At 72.0% G+C, this 16254-nt stretch carries 14 protein-coding genes; 3 read left to right on the top strand and 11 right to left on the bottom strand.

The features are described 5' to 3' along the window. The 4 genes from L3Q67_RS29145 to L3Q67_RS29130 form a co-directional block, all read right to left on the bottom strand. A complete protein-coding gene (locus L3Q67_RS29145; RefSeq protein WP_209667858.1) occupies window positions 1-267 on the bottom strand; it encodes an acyl carrier protein in 267 nt (88 codons plus the stop codon). Window positions 268-317: 50 nt separating this feature from the next. After that, window positions 318-2015 carry a phytoene desaturase family protein gene (locus tag L3Q67_RS29140; protein WP_499184629.1) on the bottom strand — a complete coding sequence of 566 codons (1698 nt, stop codon included), beginning with the start codon at window positions 2013-2015 and terminating at the stop codon, window positions 318-320. A gap of 76 nt (window positions 2016-2091) precedes the next feature. Beyond that, window positions 2092-4665, bottom strand: coding sequence for an ABC transporter permease (locus tag L3Q67_RS29135; protein WP_499184628.1), 2574 nt, complete (start codon window positions 4663-4665; stop codon window positions 2092-2094). Further along, a complete protein-coding gene (locus L3Q67_RS29130) occupies window positions 4665-5456 on the bottom strand; it encodes an ABC transporter ATP-binding protein (protein WP_499184627.1) in 792 nt (263 codons plus the stop codon). The genes L3Q67_RS29135 and L3Q67_RS29130 overlap by 1 nt, the downstream gene beginning before the upstream one ends. A 151-nt stretch (window positions 5457-5607) precedes the next feature. Between L3Q67_RS29130 and L3Q67_RS29125 the strand changes: the two genes are divergently transcribed. Beyond that, complete coding sequence (locus L3Q67_RS29125) at window positions 5608-6870, top strand: sensor histidine kinase (protein ID WP_499184626.1); 1263 nt, start codon at window positions 5608-5610, stop codon at window positions 6868-6870. A gap of 631 nt (window positions 6871-7501) precedes the next feature. On the opposite strand, the gene L3Q67_RS29120 is transcribed toward L3Q67_RS29125, so the two are convergent. The 6 genes from L3Q67_RS29120 to L3Q67_RS29095 form a co-directional block, all read right to left on the bottom strand. After that, window positions 7502-8146, bottom strand: a complete 645-nt coding sequence (locus tag L3Q67_RS29120) for a response regulator transcription factor (RefSeq protein ID WP_499184625.1) — start codon at window positions 8144-8146, stop codon at window positions 7502-7504. A gap of 37 nt (window positions 8147-8183) precedes the next feature. Next, window positions 8184-8999: a beta-ketoacyl-[acyl-carrier-protein] synthase family protein gene (locus L3Q67_RS29115; protein ID WP_499184624.1), complete on the bottom strand. Its 816-nt coding sequence runs from the start codon at window positions 8997-8999 to the stop codon at window positions 8184-8186. Between the two features lie 2 nt (window positions 9000-9001). Continuing rightward, window positions 9002-10297 carry a type III PLP-dependent enzyme gene (locus tag L3Q67_RS29110; RefSeq protein WP_499184623.1) on the bottom strand — a complete coding sequence of 432 codons (1296 nt, stop codon included), beginning with the start codon at window positions 10295-10297 and terminating at the stop codon, window positions 9002-9004. A gap of 25 nt (window positions 10298-10322) precedes the next feature. Beyond that, window positions 10323-11249: a beta-ketoacyl-[acyl-carrier-protein] synthase family protein gene (locus L3Q67_RS29105; protein ID WP_499184622.1), complete on the bottom strand. Its 927-nt coding sequence runs from the start codon at window positions 11247-11249 to the stop codon at window positions 10323-10325. Between the two features lie 81 nt (window positions 11250-11330). Next, window positions 11331-12203, bottom strand: a complete 873-nt coding sequence (locus tag L3Q67_RS29100) for a GNAT family N-acetyltransferase (RefSeq protein WP_499184621.1) — start codon at window positions 12201-12203, stop codon at window positions 11331-11333. Between the two features lie 71 nt (window positions 12204-12274). Continuing rightward, window positions 12275-13795, bottom strand: a complete 1521-nt coding sequence (locus tag L3Q67_RS29095; protein WP_499184620.1) for an FAD-dependent monooxygenase — start codon at window positions 13793-13795, stop codon at window positions 12275-12277. A gap of 205 nt (window positions 13796-14000) precedes the next feature. Here L3Q67_RS29095 and L3Q67_RS29090 point away from each other — a divergent pair, with 205 nt between their 5' ends. Both L3Q67_RS29090 and bla read left to right on the top strand, forming a co-directional pair. Further along, window positions 14001-14564: a sigma-70 family RNA polymerase sigma factor gene (locus tag L3Q67_RS29090; protein ID WP_499184619.1), complete on the top strand. Its 564-nt coding sequence runs from the start codon at window positions 14001-14003 to the stop codon at window positions 14562-14564. A 240-nt stretch (window positions 14565-14804) separates the two neighbouring features. Continuing rightward, window positions 14805-15713 (top strand): class A beta-lactamase, encoded by a 909-nt coding sequence (bla, locus tag L3Q67_RS29085; protein WP_499191672.1) that lies wholly within the window; start codon window positions 14805-14807, stop codon window positions 15711-15713. Here bla and L3Q67_RS29080 read toward each other — a convergent pair. Then, window positions 15697-16236 carry a hypothetical protein gene (locus L3Q67_RS29080; protein WP_499184618.1) on the bottom strand — a complete coding sequence of 180 codons (540 nt, stop codon included), beginning with the start codon at window positions 16234-16236 and terminating at the stop codon, window positions 15697-15699. The genes bla and L3Q67_RS29080 overlap by 17 nt on opposite strands. Window positions 16237-16254: the final 18 nt, after the last annotated feature.

The following is a 16254-nucleotide window of genomic DNA, read 5'->3' as shown; positions in this document are numbered from 1 at the left end:
TCAGCCGGCCATTTCCGCGCTGACGAAGCCCGCCAGCGACCGGACCGACTCGAAGTGGCTCATCTCGAGGTTGTCGGTGTCGAACTCCACCCCGAGGGTTTCCTCCAGCTGCATCAGCAGTTCCAGCACCCCGGTGGAGTCCAGGCCGACGTCGGCCAGCCGGGTGTCCTCGGCCAGGTCGGGGATCTCCTCCTCGAGCACCACGCCCAGCGCGGTGATCACCCCGGCCACCACCTGTTCACGCACGCTCTCGACGGTTTCCGTCATGACGCTCACTTTCCTTTCCGGACAGGACAAAAAACTCTGTTCGTGGAGCTTCAGGAACCCGCGGGTGCCACGTGGTCCAGCTTCGCCAGGCCGCGGGCGTCCCGGCGCCTCGCGCCACGGGAAACCCGAAGCGGGTCCCAGTCGGCGCCGCGGGCGGGCAGCAGTTCCGGGTTCCCGTAGACCGCGCCCCGGCAGACCTCCGGCAGCACCGCGCGGTCCAGGATCGCCGACGCGCAGGCGGCGCCACTGGTGGCGACCCCGACGATGCCGCCGCCGTGGTGGATGTTCTGGCCGGTGAGGAACAGGCCCTCGATCCCGGTGCGCACGTCCGGGCGCTGCCCGGTCCGGCCCCAGCTCTGCAGCCCGTAGGCGCTGCCGCCGGTGGACAGGGTGTAGCGCTCCTGGGTCACCGGCGTCGAGGTTTCCAGGTGCACCAGGTGTTCCCGGAACGGCCCGATGGCCGCCTCGGCGAGGTCCAGCATCTGGTCGGTGAGGCGGTTCTTGGCCGCGAGGTAGGCCGCGTCGCGGCGGTACCGGGCACCCCGCGCCGGGCCCTCGTCCAGTCCCCAGTGCCGGTAGCCGGGCGGGCAGGCGGTCATGATCTGGAAGTTGGTGTGGCCCGGCGGGCAGCACGAGCCGGGAACGGGATCCTTGATGGAGGCGAAGGAAAGGAAGGCGAACGGCAGTTCGTCCAGGTCGCCCGCTTCGACGCGGGCGTAGGCGCCTTCGACGTCCTCGTCCGGCCAGTACCAGATGTTCGAGTTCGGCTGCTCGGGCAGTTCGCGGTCGAGCGCGACGTAGCAAACCGCGGTGGGCAGGCGCATCCGTGCGTCCCTGGCCCGGTCCACCACCGCGTCCGGCAGGTTCTCGTTGCCACCGCACAGTTCCAGCACGGTCCGCCGGTAGTCCGCATTGGACACCACGACCGGCGCGCGGAACTCGGTGCCGTCGGTCAGCTCCACCCCGGCCACGCGCCCGTGCTCCACGAGCACCCGCCCGACCCTGGTCTTGGTCAGCAGCGTCCCGCCGTGGGATTCGAGCAGCTCCACCAGCGCGGCGGCCACCGTCTGGCCCCCGCCCTCGGGGTAGTAGGCGCCGCGCAGGTAGTCGTCGATCATCATGGTGTGCGCGACGACCAGGGTGCTCGCCGGTGCCGAACCGTAGTTCCCGGACTGGGCGGCGAGCACGGTCCGCGCCCGCGCCGACAGTCCACAGTGGTCGAAGAGCTGGGTCAGCGTGCGCCTGCTCCAGCGCAGCATCACCGCGGGCAGTTTGCCGCCCGGCGCCGAAGTGGCGTTGGTGCGGCAGGTTCGCGCGACCGCCTCGCAGATTCCGATGTACCGGGTGAGTCCCTCGGCCTCGGCGGGCAGTGCCTGCCGCAGCCGGTCGAGGTAACGCGGCCAGCCGACCGGGACGTCCACGGTGACGCTCGGCAGCACGATCCGGTCGAAGCCGTCCGGGTCCATCGGGTGGAACCGGACGCGCTCGGCCAGGCCCAGCCCGCCGAGGATCGACGGCAGCAGGCCGCCGGGGCCGCAGTCGCCGAGGTAGTGCACGCCCACGTCGAACTCGTAGGCCCGGCGGCGGCGGAAGACGTGGCTGTTGCCGCCCGCCACGTCGTGCTGTTCGAGCACCAGCACGCGGCGCCCGGCGGCGACCAGGTACCCGGCGCAGACCAGGCCGCCGATGCCCGATCCCACCACGATGGCGTCCCAGTCGCCTGCGGTCCCGCCCGTTGCTGTGCTCACGAGGGGAACGCTAGAACGGGGCGGTGACCTGGGGCTGACCGCGCACTGACAGCAGTGCGCGGTCAAGCCGCACCCCTTACTCGGCCGCGAGCACGCCCGCCGAGTTCTGCGTGCGCAGGGTGAGCCAGGCCGGGACCAGCGTGGCCACCACGGTCAGCAGCACCGCCAGCCCCAGCACCGCCGGGTAGATCCACAGTGGACCCGCGGGCAGCCAGCTGTCCGACACCGCCGCGCTGAACGGCACCAGCATCGACGCGGCGACCAGGCTGCCCAGCAGGCCCCCGATCGCGGCGACCATCAGCGCCTCCACGGTGATCATCCGCAGCACCTGCCCGCGCGTGGCCCCGGTGAGCCGCTGCAGGCCGAATTCCCTTCGGCGGTGCGCGGTCGCCATCACCAGCGTGTTCACCACGGAGATGGCCGCGTAGACCAGCAGCAGGCCCACGATGAGGTAGTTGACCCAGGCGTTCGCCTGTTCCTCGGCCAGGTAGGCCTCGGTGAGCGAGGACCGGTCGGCCACGGTCAGCCCTGGCTTGCCTGCGGCGAACGCGGTCAGCGCGGCGGAGAGCTGGTCGGTGCCGGTGCCGGGCGCGGCGGTGACCAGCAACTGGGTCACCACGCCCGCCGTGGTGTGCGGCGCCAGCGTGCTCGCGGGCATCAACGCGGTGGAGAAGTCGGACTGGGTGCGCAGGATCGCCACGATCTCCAGCGGCACGCTGGCGCCGTCCCCGAGGCGCATGGTGATGACGTCGCCGACGCCCGACCCGAGCCGTTCCGCGCGATCCGCCGGCAGCGCGATCGTGTTGCCCACCAGTGCGTCGAGCCGTCCGGAGACGACGTCGCCCTGGCGGGTCTGCGCGGCGGCCGCGGCGGTGACGCCGTTCAGCTCGACACCGTCCTCGTCCTGCGAGCTGTCCGACGGGCTTTCGTTGTACCCCTTGCTGGTCACGAAGGCGGACGCGGTGCCGACGCCGGGCGTGGCGCCCACCTGCCCGACCAGCTCGTCGGAGATCTCCCCGGTGGCCGAGGTGACCACCGCGTCGGCGACCAGCGCCTGGTCGTACTCCTGCCTGGCCGCCTCGGTCTGGGTGGTCTGGAAGTAGAGCATGAACACGGCCAGCCCGGTGGCCAGCATGATCGGGGTGACCGCGCCGGACATCGGCAGCCACCGCGCCCTGGCGTTCAGCGTCGCCAGGTACCCGGACAGCCCGGACACCGCCCGCACCGGCAGGTGCAGCACGGCGACCAGCACCTTGGTCAGGCCGGGCGAGAACAGCGCCACCGCGGTCGCCACCAGCGTCACCGCCGGTCCGGCCGTGCTGGCGGCCAGCGGGCCGTCCATCACGGTGATCGTCAGGTACGCCAGCACCAGGCCGCAGACCAGGCTGGACACCCCGCACCAGAGCCGGAACGCGGTCAGCCAGCGGGCCGGGCCCGCGGTCTCCCGCATCGCCTCGACCGGCCGGGCCTTCGCCGCGAACCGGGCCGCGACGAAGGCGGCGCCCCAGGCGGACCCGAGGCCGACGACGATCGCCGCCGCGGCGGACAGCCAGCTCTGGTGGAACTTCAGCACCGGCTGGAACACGCCGAAGCCGGTGAGCCGGTCGAACAGCCAGCTGCCCAGGAACGCGCCAGGGATGCAGGCGAGCCCGGTGGCCAGCACGCCGACCACCATGGCCTCGCCGGTGATCATCCGGCTGAGCTGCCCCGGTGTGGTGCCGACCGCCCGGAGCAGGGCCATCTCACGGCGGCGTTGCTGCACGGACAGGCCCAGCGTGCTGGCGACGACGAACATGGCGACCTGGATCGCCAGCCCGCCGAACACCGCGGCCAGGATGATCAGCAGCTCCCCGTCGGAAGCGGCCTGCGCGAACTCGGCGAGACCGCGGTCGTCGCCGACCAGCGTGACCGCGCCCCGGCCCTGGAGTTGGGCGTCGACCAGCCCGCGCAGGGCGGTGAGGTCGGTGCCCGGGGCGGGCAGCACTCCGAAGGCGTCCACCTGGCCGGGCGCCACAGCGAAGCGCTGGGCGTCCGCGGCGGCGAAGAACATCGACTCGACCGCGAGGGGGTTTCCGGTCGAAGCGATGCCGACGACTTCGAAGGACCGCACGCCACCGGGCACCGCGATGGGCAGCGCGCTGCCCGCCTGGTGGCCGGTCCGGGTGGCGATGGTCTCGTCGAGCACGACCTCACCCTCCCGTTCCGGCGCCCGGCCTTCCCGCAGCCCGTAGGGCGCGAGTTCGGCCGAGCTCCAGTCGTGCCCGCGCTGGGTCCCCGGGACGGCGGGAGCGCCGTCGTCTCCGGGGACCGAGGCGGGGAAGGACACGTCGGCGACGACCTTCGCGACCCCTGGGACGCGTTCGATCGCCGCCGAGAGCCCGGCGTCCAGCCGCACCCGTTCGGCCAGCACCGCCGTCTCGTGGTACTCGTCCTCGGTGCCGGCGTAGACCGAGGGCAGGTGGTAGGTCTGGTCCCCGGCCACCACGATCGGCGCCGCGGCGAGCCGCTGCGGCGGGATGACCGTGCCGATGCCGGTCTCCATCAGCCCGCCGCAGGCCATCACCACGGCGGTGCCGAGGAACAACGCGACGAAGGTGGCCACGAAGCCGCCCTTGCGGAAGCGCAGCGTGCTCAGCGCGAGCCCGAACATCAGCGCACCGATCCCGTCAGCCGCGGCCCGTCCTGGGGCCGCTCGTCGGCCCAGGCGCCCAGGTGGGTCATCCGCCGGGCCACCTCGTCGGCGGTCGGCTCGAGCAGTTCGCCGACGACCTCGCCGTCGGCCAGGAACAGCACCCGGTCGGCGTAGGCGGCGGCGACCGGGTCGTGCGTCACCATCACGATGGTCTGCCCGGCCAGTTCCTTCGCTTCCCGGAGCAGGCCCAGCACCTCGCGGGCGGCCCGCGTGTCGAGCGCGCCGGTCGGCTCGTCGGCGAAGACGACCTCCGGCTGGGTGACCAGCGCCCTGGCGATGGCGACCCGCTGCTGCTGGCCGCCGGACAGCTCGCCGGGGCGGTGGCGGTGGCGGTCGCCGAGGCCGACCCGGTCGATCACCCGCGCGACGGTGTCCCGGTCGGCCTTGCGCCCGGCCAGGCGCAGCGGGAGGGTGACGTTCTGCCACACGGTCAGCGCGGGCAGCAGGTTGAACGCCTGGAAGACGAACCCGATCCGGTCCCGGCGCAGGGTGGTCAGCCGGATCTCGCTGAGCCCGCTGAGGTCCTGCTCGCCGAGGAAGACCGCGCCGGAGGTGGGGCGGTCCAGGCCGGCCGCGCAGTGCAGCAGCGTGCTCTTGCCCGAGCCCGACGGGCCCATCACGGCGGTGAAGGTGCCCCGGCCGAAGCCGACGGTCACCCCGTTCAGCGCGACGACCCCGCGTTGCTTGCCGTGGACCTTCCGCACGGACAGGAGCCGGACCGCGTCCGGTACGCCTTGGTGCTGCCGCATTTTTCGCCACTCCCCTGGAATCACCGGTCTCGGTACTGCCCGTGGAGGACGCTACGGAGGGCGCGCGCGGTTTCCGATGGTGGTAGACACCCATTCCGTACGGGGCTTAGCACTACCGACCGAGGCGGTTCCCCGGCCCATAATGAATGGCATGACGAGCAGCGATTCAGCGTTACGGGACGGCTGGACGGCCACCCTGCGTGGCACCGCACTGGCCGGGCTCGCGCTGGTCGAGCTGGTGCTGTTCGTGCTGGTGGTCTTCGCCGGTTCGCTGGTCGGGGTGGGCTTGGGCCTGTTGCTGCTGCCACCGGTGGTGCTGACCGTCCAGCGGGTGATGAACCTGCAGCGGAACCTGGCGCTGAGCTGGTCCGGTGTGCGCATTCCGGTGCCGTACCTGCCGGACACCGGCGCCACCACGGCCGTGCAGCGCTGCCACCGGCTGCTCGGCGACCGGGCGAACTGGCGGGACGCGCTGTGGCTGCTGGTGGACTCGTGCGGCGGGTTGCTGCTCACCTTCACCCCGCTGGCGCTGATGCTGCACGGCCTGCGCGGGATCGCCATGCCGTTCCTGGAGTCCTCGCCCGACGACGCCTGGCTGGGAAACTGGTACGTGGTGGTGCCCGTGGTCGACCAGCCCACCGCCTGGGCCGCCGCCGCGCTCGGCGTCGCGCACTTCCCGCTGGCACTCTGGCTCGCGCCGCGCTTGTTGCGTGTGCACGGCAGATTGGCGGGGTTGTTGCTTTCCCCCACCGAGAACACCCGCCTGACCCACCGCGTCCAGCACCTCACCGAAACCCGCGGTGAAGCCGTCGACAGCCAGGCCGGGGAACTGCGGCGGATCGAGCGGAACCTGCACGACGGCGCGCAGGCTCGGCTGGTGGCCATGGGCATGACCCTGGACGCGGCCAGCCGCATCGTCGACGAGCACCCCGAAGCCGCGAAATCCCTGATGGCCGAAGCGAAGTCGAGTTCGGCCAAGGCGTTGCAGGAACTGCGGGACCTGGTGCGCGGTATCCAGCCACCGGTGCTGGTCGACCGCGGCATCGCCGACGCCATCCGGACGCTGGCCATGGAGAACGCGCTGCGCCTGGAAACCACCATCGACCTGCCCGGCCGCCCGACGCCGGCGGTGGAGTCCGCCGCCTACTTCACGGTCTCGGAAGTCCTGAACAACGCGATGAAGCACTCGGGCGCGGAAACCGGCGCCATCGACGTCCGCCACGAAGGCGGCCGGTTGCTCATCAACATCAGCGACCACGGCCGCGGCGGCGCCGACCCGGACCTGGGCACCGGCCTGCGCGGCATCGAACGCCGCCTGGCCCCCCTGGACGGTTTCCTCACCGTCCTCAGCCCCCTGGGCGGCCCCACCATGGTCGCCATCGAAATCCCCTGCGACCTCATCACCACAGACTAAGTGTCGCCCTCCCCCCACTGTCACGAATGTGGCTTCGGGGGCGGATTCGGCCCCCAATGCCACTTTCGTGACACCCACCATGCCGTGAAAGCCACATTCACGGCCGATTCCGCCGTGAAAGCCACATTCACGGCACCCCACCACCCCCACCAACGAACCGGCGCCCGGGCACCCAAACCAAGCAGCCGCCCAACCCCCACCTCGAACCGCCACCCGGGGCACCCACCGCGAGCATCCGCCCAAACCCCACCACCGCGAACCGCCACCCGAGGCACCCACCGCAAGCAGCCGCCCAGACCCCCCACCCCACCCCGGTCCACAGCCAAAAACACGGCGAGGATGCCCTTGTCAAGGCATCTTTCCCGCCTTGACAAGGGCATCCTCGCCGTAGTCACACTAAAAAACCGGGGCGGGCTCCATACACAATAGGCCTGACCCGAGGCCATAAACGTGAACTCGGCTACCTGAATCTGGGGTTCAACTGCCTGAATGTGGAACTCGGCTGCCTGAGTGTGGAGTTCAGCCGCCTCAACGTGGAACTCGGCTGCCCGAGTGCGGAACTCGGCTTCCTGAATGTGGAGTTCGGCTTCCTGAACGTGGAACTCGGGTGCCTGAACGTGGGGTTCGGGGGTTAGTGTTTTAGGTAGGCCAGGACGGCGAGTACTCGGCGGTTGTCGTCTTCTGACTGGGGTAGGTGCAGCTTTGCGAGGATGTTGTTGATGTGCTTCGAAACGGCTTTTTCCGAAACGAACAAGGCGCCGGCGATGCTGCTGTTCGACCGGCCTTCCGCCATCAGCTTGAGCACATCCCGTTCCCGCGCGGTGAGTGAGTCCAGGCCGGCGTCGCGCGTGTTGTGGTTCAGCAGCCGCGAAATGACTTCGGGGTCCATCACCGTACCTCCGGTGGCGACCTGGCGGACGGCGTCGATGAACTGGTCGCCGTCGAAGACCCGGTCCTTGAGCAGGTAGCCGATCGAACCGACGCCGTCGGCCAGCAATTCGTTGGCGTACAGGCGTTCCACGTACTGCGAGAGCACCAGCACCGGCAGCCCGCGGATCCGGCGTCGGGCTTCGATGGCCGCGCGCAGGCCCTCGTCGGTGAACGACGGGGGCAGGCGGATGTCGACCACGGCCACGTCCGGGCGTTCGCCGACCAGTGCCTCCAGCAGGTCCGGGCCGCTGCCGACGGCGGCGGCGATCTCGAACTCGTGCGCCTCCAGCAGCCGGACCAGGCCGTCCCGCAGCAGGAACTGGTCCTCGCCAATCACGACACGCACGCGATCCTCTTCCGATGGGCTGCCAGGACGGCACCCATCATAGGACCGGGGACCCCGCGCCGGTCACCACGCACACGTTCAGGTCGCGGTGCACCGGGTCGTGGTCGGCCAGCAGCACCGGCGAGGCCAGGCCCTGCTCGGCGAGCGCCGCCCAGAGGCCGGTGGCCGGGAAGCCGGGCGCCACCTCCCGCGCACCGGCCAGCGGCCCGACGCCCCGCCCGGCGATCACCGTGGCGGGCTCCGGGAGCTCAGCCAATAGATCAGCCAGCGCCCCGGGCACCGCCTCGGGCGCGACACCGGGCCGGGTACGGACGTCCAAGCCGCGCTCACCGGCCTCCAGCAGCAACGCCACCGCGGCATCCCGCACCGGCCGGTCGCTCTCGTACGGCATTCCCGTCTGGTCCGCCACCAGCACCAGCACCCGGCGGCTGCCGTGCCGCCGGGCGTGGGCCGCGGCCACCCGCAACGCGGTGAACGCCACCGAACTCCCCTGGCCGGACAACGAGAACACCAGCGGCCCGCCGGGCAGCACGGCGGTCAGGCTGACCGCGGCGGACAGGCGGGGGTCGAAGTCCGGCGTGGCGTGCGCGACGATCGCCAGGTCGATCGGCTCCCCGGCGGACAGTTCGCCGTCGAGCAGCGCGTGCGCCATCGACGTGAACGTGTTGCCGCGTGCCCGATCCACGTCTTCCTGCCCGTGCCCGATGCCGTACCCGCGTGTCAGGTCGGCGAAGTACCGGTACAACTCGGGCACGTCGATCCGGTGCTCCCCCGCCGGGAACTCGCGGTGGAGCACCTTGCCCAGCCGCAGGCAGGTCGTGGCCGGCCGAGTCGGGGCCGCGGTCCGGTACACCGCTACGCCTCCAGCCCGGCGGCGGCCAGGCCCGCGACGTGGTGCAGGTGCTGGCGGCGCATCAGGTCCGCGGGCCGATCGCGCTCACTGATCAAATAGGACTGTCCATTGTGCACCAGTACTTCGGCGGGGTAGCCGTGGCTCAGGAACAGCACCGGGGAGGCCGTCGGGCCGTAGGCGCCGGAGCGGAACACCCCGAGCAGGTCGCCGGGGCGGACCGGCGGCAGCGCGATCTTCTTGCCCAGCACGTCGTTCGGCGTGCACAGCGGCCCGGTCACGTGCCAGCTCTCCCGCGCGGGCTCGTCGTACCGGTTCAGCAGGCGCATCGGGAAGTCGCGCTTGACGTAGGACCCGATGCCCACCGCGGCCATGTGGTGGTTGGTGCCGCCGTCGGTGACGGCGAAGTTCTGCCCCAGCGAGGTCTTCACGTACCGGACGCGGACGACGTAGGTGCCGGAGACCGCGGTGAGGAACCGGCCCAGTTCCATCACCAGCCGGGTCGCCGGGTGCCGTCCGGCGAAGTCCGCCAGCACCGGGTTCAGGCCCGCGGCCAGCACGTCCAGGTCCAGATCGCGTTCACCGTCGAAGTAGGCGATGCCGAGGCCGCCGCCGATGTCCACCATTTCCAGCGGGAAACCCAGGTGCGCGGACAGGCGTTCGGCGAGGTCGAAGATCCGGCGCGTGTTCTCCACGATCGGGTCCTCGCTGAGGATGCGCGTGCCCATGTAGACCTGCACGCCCATCAGCCGGACGTGCGGATGGCGCTCGGCCAGGCCCCCCGCGGCGAACAGCTGCTCCTCGTCGATGCCGAACTGGCGGGGCTTGCCGCCCATGGTCAGCCCGGAACCCTTGACCGCGAAGCTCGGGTTGACCCGCAACGACACCGGTACCACGATGCCCTTTTCGGCGGCCAGTTCGTCCAAAGTGGACAGCTCGCCGAAGGATTCGCAGACGACGGTGTAGATGCCCTCGTCCAGGCACGCGGCCAGTTCGGCGCGGCTCTTGCCCGGCCCGAGGAAGATGATGTTCTCCGGTGCGACCCCGGCCCGGCGCGCGGTGAGCAGCTCCGCCATCGACGAGACCTCCGCGCGGGCGCCGTGGGCGTGCAGCAGCGCGCAGATCGACACGTTCGGGTTGGACTTGAGCGAGAAGAAGATCTCCAGCTCCGGGTGCAGCCGTGCGCGCAACCCGTCCAGCCGCGAACCCAGCTCGTTGCCGTCGTAGACGAACGCCGGCGTGCCGTAGCGCTCGGCGAGTTCGGTGATGCCGATCCCGCCGACCTCGAACTCAGCAGTCATGCTCGGAACTCCTTCTGGGGGTTGGCTAGTGCTGGCAGACCATGGCGGAAAAGGTCGAGCCGAGGCCGACCGAGACCATCAGGTAGTTCGACCCCGGGGTGAGCAGGCCGAGGCTGGTCGCCGTGGCGTGGTTGAGGAACGGGTCGGCGCAGAAGCAGTGCCCGGTGGACCCGACGTTGCCGAGGAAGATCTTCTCCTTCGGCAGGCCCAGCGCGCCGCCCGCGCGGATCCACGAGACGCGGTTGACGTTGTGCGGCAGGACCAGGTCGATGTCGCTCAGCCGCAGCCCGGCCTCGGCGACCGCCGCGTGGGTGACCTCGGCCAGCGCGTCGGGGTAGATCTGGCGGAACTCGGTGGCCTCCTCATCGGACAGGATCACCGCGCCGCCGGGGCCGCCGTGGGTCGCGGTGGCGAACCCGAGCACCCTGTCGCGGTCACCGCCGGGCGCGACCAGCACCGCGGCGGTGGCCTCACCCATGATCGCGACGTCGGGGATCACCTGCGCGGTGTGCGTGAACGCCTTCTCACCACACAGGACCAGCGCCAGTGCGTCCGGATCCCCGTCGGCGGCGAGCAGCGTGCCGCAGAGGTCGACCGCGAGCAGGCCGGAGGCGCAGGCGTGGTCGGTCAGGGTGAACATCGTCGCCTGGGACAGGCCCAGCGCCTCGCGCACCTCGAGCATCGGGTTCACCGGGTACGGCGTCGCACCGGGCATGGTCTTCGCGCGCACCAGGTAGCGGACGCGCTTCTCCTGCCCGGCGAGCGCCGTCAGTTTCCCGGCCGCGGCGAGCAGGGTCTCCACCTCGGACTCGCCGGAGCGGCACACCTCGGACAATCCGTAGAACCGGCGCAGGCGCCGCAACTGCGCGTCGGTCAGCTCGAGTTCGCCCTGCAGCGACTCGATCGGCACAGCCGACGGCAGATAGGCGGATACCGCTACCAGCGAGGTCATAGTGCCCAAGGGTCACGGCCGCCGCTGACGTCCTGCTGACCGGCGGCTGACGCGGCGGAAGAGTTCCCCGCGACGCCACGGTCAGGATCGGCAGAGGTCCCGCATCACGGGCCGTTCCTCGAAACCGCCCGCCCGGTAGGTCGCGACCGCGCCGGCGTTGCGGCTCGGGGTGTAGACGATCGCGGAAGCCGAGCCCAGGTCCCGGAGCGCGGCCGCGCCGGCGACGGTGATCGCCCGGCCGTGGCCGTGGCCGCGGTGGTCCGGGTGCACGCCCATCGGTTCGAGCAGCCCGGGCTTGCCCGGCCCGGCCGACCACACCGTCACCGTGGCCACCGGGGTGTCCTGGTCGTCGTAGGCGACCAGGCACCGGGCGTCGGCGTACGGCGAACCGGCCGCCATCGCGTGCCAGCGCTCGTCGGTGAAGGTGGACCGGCCGAACGCGGCCCGCTGGACGGCGGTCCGCACGTGCGCCTGCTCCGGCCCGATCACCTCGATCCGCACCCCGGGGTCCGGCACCGGCTCGGTGAGGTCGCGGCGCAGGGGCGTCCACGGTTCGTCGGCATCCCAGCCGCTCTCGGACAACAGCTCCTGCACCAGTGCGCCGCTGGGCGCCTCGATGAACACCTTGCCCGCGGGCAGCACACCGCGCTCCGGCTCACCCGCGTCCTCGGCCACTCGCCGCGCCAGTTCCTCGTCCCGCACGGCGTCCGGTGCGATCGTCAGCCGCAGCAGGTCGGGTTCGTCCAGCAGCCCGATGGCGAGCACCCGCCCGTCCCGGCTCCAGGTCCGGATCGCCGCGGCCGTCGCCTCCGCGCCGAACCGCCAGAACCAGCCCACGTCCCCCGGGTGCAACTGCATCGGCGCGCCGTCGTACTGCCACTCCCGCAGCACGCCCACCACGCCGTCCAGGCCGTCCGGGCCGTCCGGGCCCGGCTTGCCCAACTCGATCGCCATACCGGCGATCCAACACCACCACGCCGGCCTGCCGCACACCGTTTTCCGGGCCGCCGGCGTGGCGGCGGGCGTCAGCCGAACCAGGTGGTCAGGGCGGCCCGCAGGGCGGGGGCGGCGGTCTCGGCCGGTTCGCCGGTGGCCGCGGCCCAGGCGACGTGGGCGTCCGGGCGGATCAGCAGCGCGTCGGCCGGGCGGTCCTCCGCCTTCGCCGTGCGGATCTCGACGATCTCCTTCCAGTCCTGGGCGACCTCGCGCAGGTCGGCGCGGTCGGCGAGGTCGAGCAGCACCGGCCGGGCGGGGTGCATGAGCTCCGCGACGCTGGTGGTGCCCTGGTCGGTGTGCAGGGTCAGGTCGGGGGCGAAGACACCGGCCAGCGCGTGGTCCGCACCCGGCATCGGGTAGCGGAGGTCGGCACCGGCGAGCAGGGAACCGATGCGCCGCAACGGCTGCTCGTCGGTGACGATCTCCAGGAACAGTTCCCGCAGCGCGTCGGCGGCCGGGTCCAGTCCCCGCCGCAACGCCACCTGGGCCTGGGTGTGCATCATCGTCCGCGCGCCCGCGTAGTGCCGTTCGCCGTGGTAGGTGTCCAGCAGGCCGGGCGGCGCCCAGCCGTCGAGCTCCCCGGTCAGCTTCCAGGCCAGGTTGACCGCGTCGTACAGGCCCGCGTTGAGCCCGACGCCCGTGGCCGGGAACAGGTGGGCCGCGTCCCCGGCGACCAGTACCCGCCCATTGCGGTAGCGCTCGGCCTGGCGTGCCTGGAACTGGTAGCGGGACAAGCGGATCGGCTCGCCCAGCGGCAGCCTCCCGCCCAGCACCCGCTCGATGCTGTCTCCCAGTTCGGCCAGGGTCAGCGGCCCCTCCCCGATCTCGGTGGGCTCCTTCTCGGTGGTCTGGATGAGCGCGAGCCCGGGACTCAGCCAGCCGAAGCCGAACAGCCCGCGCTCGGTCCTGGTGAAACCGGCGCGGACCAGGCCCAGCCCGGGCACCTCGAGATCCCCGTTGTCCGAAGTGGTCACCGAGTCGGGCAAGGTGACCTGGCCCAGCCGGTTGACCTCCGGGTAGGTGGTGCCGGGGAAGGCGATCCCGGCCAGTTCGCGGACCCGGCTGCGCCCGCCGTCGCACCCCACCAGGTAGCGCCCGGTCACCTCGTACGCCCCGTCCGGACCGGTCACCTGGACGGTCACCGCGGTGTCGTCCTGGGTGAACCCGGTGAGCTCGTGTCCACGGCGGACTTCGGCGCCGAGTCCGGCGGCCCGCTCCTCGAGCAGGCGCTCGAGCCGCTGCTGCGGCAGGTACAGGCCCCGCAGCGGCGGATCCGCCAGGTTCGAGAAGTCCAGGTGCACGTCGCCGAACGGGTACTTCGGCGCGGGGTGCGCCATGCCGATGCTGGCCGCTTCGAACTCCTCCAGCACCCCCCGGTAGCGCAGCATCTCCAGGATGTGCCCGCCGAGGCCGTTCGCCCTCGGCACCTCCGAGCGCTCCGCGTGCCGCTCCAGCACCAGCGGCCGCACCCCGGCTAGGCGCAGCTCACCGGCCAGCATCAGCCCGGCCGGGCCGGCCCCCGCGATGATCACGTCGACTTCCACACGCACTTCGGTACTCCTCTTTCCGCGGGTCCTGGCTACAGCGCTGAAGTGTGGGGCAGGCACGGGGTCTTGCCGCAAGCCCCGGGGTGCGCTATACCTTGAGCACGGGAAGAGAGCAGGAGCTCCTTCCCCTTTTTTGTGCCCAGCTTTGTGCCCGGTCCTTTTTGTGCCCGGGGTCAACCGGGCACCCGCCGCACCCGTATCCCCAGGGGTGAGGCCGACGGACGACACCGAGATCACCCGCTGGGCGCGGCTCGCCGCACGCGGCGATCAGCCTGCCTTCGAACGGTTCCTGCGGGCGACGCAGCCGCAGGTGCGCCGCTTCGTGGCCGGACTGACCGACCAGCAGAGCGCCGACGACCTCACTCAGGAGACCTACCTGCGCGCGCTGCGCGGGCTGAGCCGCTTCCGGGGTGAGTCGTCCGCGCGCACCTGGCTGCTCTCGATCGCCCGGCGGGTCGCCGCCGACCACCTCCGCTCCGCCGCGTCCCGGCCACGCTTGGCCGTGCTGGCCGACTGGCAGGCCGCCGCGGAAGGTGCCGGGCACACCGCACCCGTGTTCGAGGACCGCGTGGCCCTGCACCAGCTCATCGCCGGGCTCCGGCCCGAGCGCCGGGACGCGTTCGTGCTCACCCAGTCCCTCGGGCTGTCCTATGTGGATGCCGCGGCGGTCTGCGGCTGCCCGGTCGGCACGATCCGGTCCCGGCTGGCCAGGGCCCGCGAGGACCTGGTCACCGCCATGGCCGAAAGCCCGGCGCGGCGGCGGACGGCCTGACGCCGGAAAACCACCGAATACACGCGAAGGCGAATCCCACCGCGGAAAAGAACAAAACGCGGGTGAATTCCCGGTAAAGCAGACTGCCAGCTCAGGGACACTTTTCGGTGGTTCGCCGCGCGGCCCGCGCACCGCCCGGTCACCGCCGTGCCATAGTGACTCATCCCCCGTGTGAGAAAGGCAGTTCCGCACTACCGAAGGACCGGATCATTGCTCAGCATTCCCAAGCGGCACGCGTGGCTGATCGCCGCCGCGTTCACGCTGGGCGCGTGCGCGCCCGCGGCGCCGGAACCCGCGCCGCCCACCCCGCCGGCGGCCCCGGCCGCGCCCAGCGCGGCCCCCAGTCCGGCGGCGACCCCGCCCGACCCGGCCGTCGAGCAGGAGTTCACCCGGCTCCAAACCCAGTACGACGCCCGGCTGGGTCTCTACGCGGTGGACACCGGCTCCGGTGAGTCCGTGGCCTTCCGCGCCGACGAGCGCTTCGCGTTCGCGTCCACCTTCAAGGCGCTGGCCGCCGCCGCGGTGCTCGACTCCACCACCCCGCAGCAACTCGACGAGGTCGTCCGCTACAGCAAGGACGAACTGCTCGAGAACTCGCCGATCACCGAAGACCACGTCGCGACCGGACTGACCCTGCGCGAGCTGTGCGACGCCGCCGTGCGCTACAGCGACAACACCGCGGGCAACCTGCTGCTCAAGCACGTGGGCGGCCCGCAGGGGCTGGACGCCGCGCTGACCGCCATCGGCGACGAGGTCACCTCCGCCGACCGCTGGGAACCGGAGCTGAACTCGGCCGTGCCCGGGGACGTGCGCGACACCAGCACCCCGCGGGCGCTCGCCCACGACCTGCGGCAGTTCGTGCTCGGTGACGCGCTGGCCGAGGACGACCGCGCCCTGCTCACCGACTGGCTGCGGCGCAACACCACCGGCGGGACGGTGATCCGCGCCGGGGTGCCCGCCGACTGGGTGGTCGGGGACAAGACCGGCAGCGGTTACTACGGCGGCCGCAACGACATCGCCGTGCTCTGGCCGCCGGACCGCGCGCCCATCGTGATGGCCGTGATGACCAGCCGCGAGGAACCGCGGGCCAAGCGGGCCGACGCGCTGCTCGCCGACGCCGCCCGCGTGGCCGTCACCGCGCTGGGCTGACCGACTCCCGCCGGGCCGGGAGCCAGGTGAAGGCGGGCTCCCGCGTGTGCTGCCACCGCCGGAGCCCGGCTTCCAGCTCCCGGGTCCGGCGCCGCAGCCCCCGGGCACCCCGGTGCCCCAGGCACTGGCTGACCTCGTCGGCCCAGCGTGCTTCGGTGCCGGGGCACGAAGCGGTGAAGCGCGGGTGGGCGGCCAGCCAGTCCCGGAACACCGATTCCGGGGGCGCCAGGCAGATGAGGTGGATGTCGCGCTCGGGCGCCACGGCGTGCTGGAGCCGGGTGAGGAACTGACGGCAGGCAGCCGGGCGCGCCACCGCCCGCCGCCCGCCTGCCACGTCCAGCAGGTCGAACAGGTTCGCCGTGCCCGGGTCCATCGGCAGCACCGGCCGATCGGCCGGGGAGCCCAGTTCCAGTGCCAGCAACCGCACCGGTGGCGCGAGGTACAGGCCGCCGAGGTCGGCGATCCGGCTCGCGAGTTCCCGGTGGTCGAGCCGGCCCGGCCGCCGCCGGACGCTCGCGCTCACGGCCGTCTGGCGCCGGGA

The sequence above is a fragment of the Saccharothrix sp. AJ9571 genome, assembly GCF_021725495.1.
Classification (GTDB): Bacteria; Actinomycetota; Actinomycetes; order Mycobacteriales; family Pseudonocardiaceae; genus Amycolatopsis; species Amycolatopsis magusensis.
This window is presented reverse-complemented; position numbering and strand designations above follow the sequence as displayed.

Bases quoted from the DNA above. Each gene is read 5' to 3' on its own strand.
- L3Q67_RS29130 (WP_499184627.1), bottom strand. From the start codon at position 5,456: ATGCGGCAGCACCAAGGCGTACCGGACGCGGTCCGGCTCCTGTCCGTG.
- L3Q67_RS29105 (WP_499184622.1), bottom strand. From the start codon at position 11,249: ATGACCTCGCTGGTAGCGGTATCCGCCTATCTGCCGTCGGCTGTGCCG.
- L3Q67_RS29125 (WP_499184626.1), top strand. From the start codon at position 5,608: ATGACGAGCAGCGATTCAGCGTTACGGGACGGCTGGACGGCCACCCTG.
- L3Q67_RS29110 (WP_499184623.1), bottom strand. From the start codon at position 10,297: ATGACTGCTGAGTTCGAGGTCGGCGGGATCGGCATCACCGAACTCGCC.
- L3Q67_RS29145 (WP_209667858.1), bottom strand. From the start codon at position 267: ATGACGGAAACCGTCGAGAGCGTGCGTGAACAGGTGGTGGCCGGGGTG.
- L3Q67_RS29100 (WP_499184621.1), bottom strand. From the start codon at position 12,203: ATGGCGATCGAGTTGGGCAAGCCGGGCCCGGACGGCCCGGACGGCCTG.
- L3Q67_RS29135 (WP_499184628.1), bottom strand. From the start codon at position 4,665: ATGTTCGGGCTCGCGCTGAGCACGCTGCGCTTCCGCAAGGGCGGCTTC.